Here is a 1,669-nt window from a genome sequence, read left to right on the forward strand (position 1 = left end):
ACGAAGTGGTTGATGCCATGCTTCCAAGAAAAGCTTCTAAGCTTCAGGTAACCAGGAACCGTACCCCAAACCGACACAGGTGGTTGGGTAGAGAATACCAAGGCGCTTGAGAGAACTCGGGTGAAGGAACTAGGCAAAATGGCACCGTAACTTCGGGAGAAGGTGCGCCGGTGAGGGTGAAGGACTTGCTCCGTAAGCTCATGCCGGTCGAAGATACCAGGCCGCTGCGACTGTTTATTAAAAACACAGCACTCTGCAAACACGAAAGTGGACGTATAGGGTGTGACGCCTGCCCGGTGCCGGAAGGTTAATTGATGGGGTTAGCTAACGCGAAGCTCTTGATCGAAGCCCCGGTAAACGGCGGCCGTAACTATAACGGTCCTAAGGTAGCGAAATTCCTTGTCGGGTAAGTTCCGACCTGCACGAATGGCGTAACGATGGCGGCGCTGTCTCCACCCGAGACTCAGTGAAATTGAAATCGCTGTGAAGATGCAGTGTATCCGCGGCTAGACGGAAAGACCCCGTGAACCTTTACTATAGCTTTGCACTGGACTTTGAATTTGCTTGTGTAGGATAGGTGGGAGGCTTTGAAGCGTGGACGCCAGTCTGCGTGGAGCCAACCTTGAAATACCACCCTGGCAACTTTGAGGTTCTAACTCAGGTCCGTTATCCGGATCGAGGACAGTGTATGGTGGGTAGTTTGACTGGGGCGGTCTCCTCCTAAAGAGTAACGGAGGAGTACGAAGGTGCGCTCAGACCGGTCGGAAATCGGTCGTAGAGTATAAAGGCAAAAGCGCGCTTGACTGCGAGACAGACACGTCGAGCAGGTACGAAAGTAGGTCTTAGTGATCCGGTGGTTCTGTATGGAAGGGCCATCGCTCAACGGATAAAAGGTACTCCGGGGATAACAGGCTGATACCGCCCAAGAGTTCATATCGACGGCGGTGTTTGGCACCTCGATGTCGGCTCATCACATCCTGGGGCTGAAGCCGGTCCCAAGGGTATGGCTGTTCGCCATTTAAAGTGGTACGCGAGCTGGGTTTAGAACGTCGTGAGACAGTTCGGTCCCTATCTGCCGTGGACGTTTGAGATTTGAGAGGGGCTGCTCCTAGTACGAGAGGACCGGAGTGGACGAACCTCTGGTGTTCCGGTTGTCACGCCAGTGGCATTGCCGGGTAGCTATGTTCGGAAAAGATAACCGCTGAAAGCATCTAAGCGGGAAACTTGCCTCAAGATGAGATCTCACTGGAACCTTGAGTTCCCTGAAGGGCCGTCGAAGACTACGACGTTGATAGGTTGGGTGTGTAAGCGCTGTGAGGCGTTGAGCTAACCAATACTAATTGCCCGTGAGGCTTGACCATATAACACCCAAGCAATCTGCAAAAAGACAGCAGATTGCGGTGTGTGAAGACGCATGAAGACGAAAGTTTGCGTACACACAAGCGGTACCTTGATCACATACCCGATTTGCTGAAGCGTTCTCAGGAACGAGTCAGTACCCGAATTTCTTGACGACCATAGAGCGTTGGAACCACCTGATCCCATCCCGAACTCAGCAGTGAAACGATGCATCGCCGATGGTAGTGTGGGGTTTCCCCATGTGAGAGTAGGTCATCGTCAAGATTAAATTCCAGAACCCCATTTGCGAAAGCAGATGGGGTTTTGTTTT

Annotated in this window: 2 rRNA genes; both read left to right on the plus strand. The window is 52.3% G+C overall.

Annotated elements, in window-relative coordinates:
- A 23S ribosomal RNA gene (locus QWI18_RS25680) occupies positions 1-1,361 on the plus strand; the annotation flags it as partial.
- Positions 1,362-1,507: 146 nt separating this feature from the next.
- Positions 1,508-1,623, plus strand: a 5S ribosomal RNA gene (gene rrf / locus QWI18_RS25685).
- Positions 1,624-1,669 lie beyond the last annotated feature (46 nt).

Source organism: Pseudomonas sp. W2Oct36 (assembly GCF_041060465.1).
Classification (GTDB): Bacteria; Pseudomonadota; Gammaproteobacteria; order Pseudomonadales; family Pseudomonadaceae; genus Aquipseudomonas; species Aquipseudomonas graminis_B.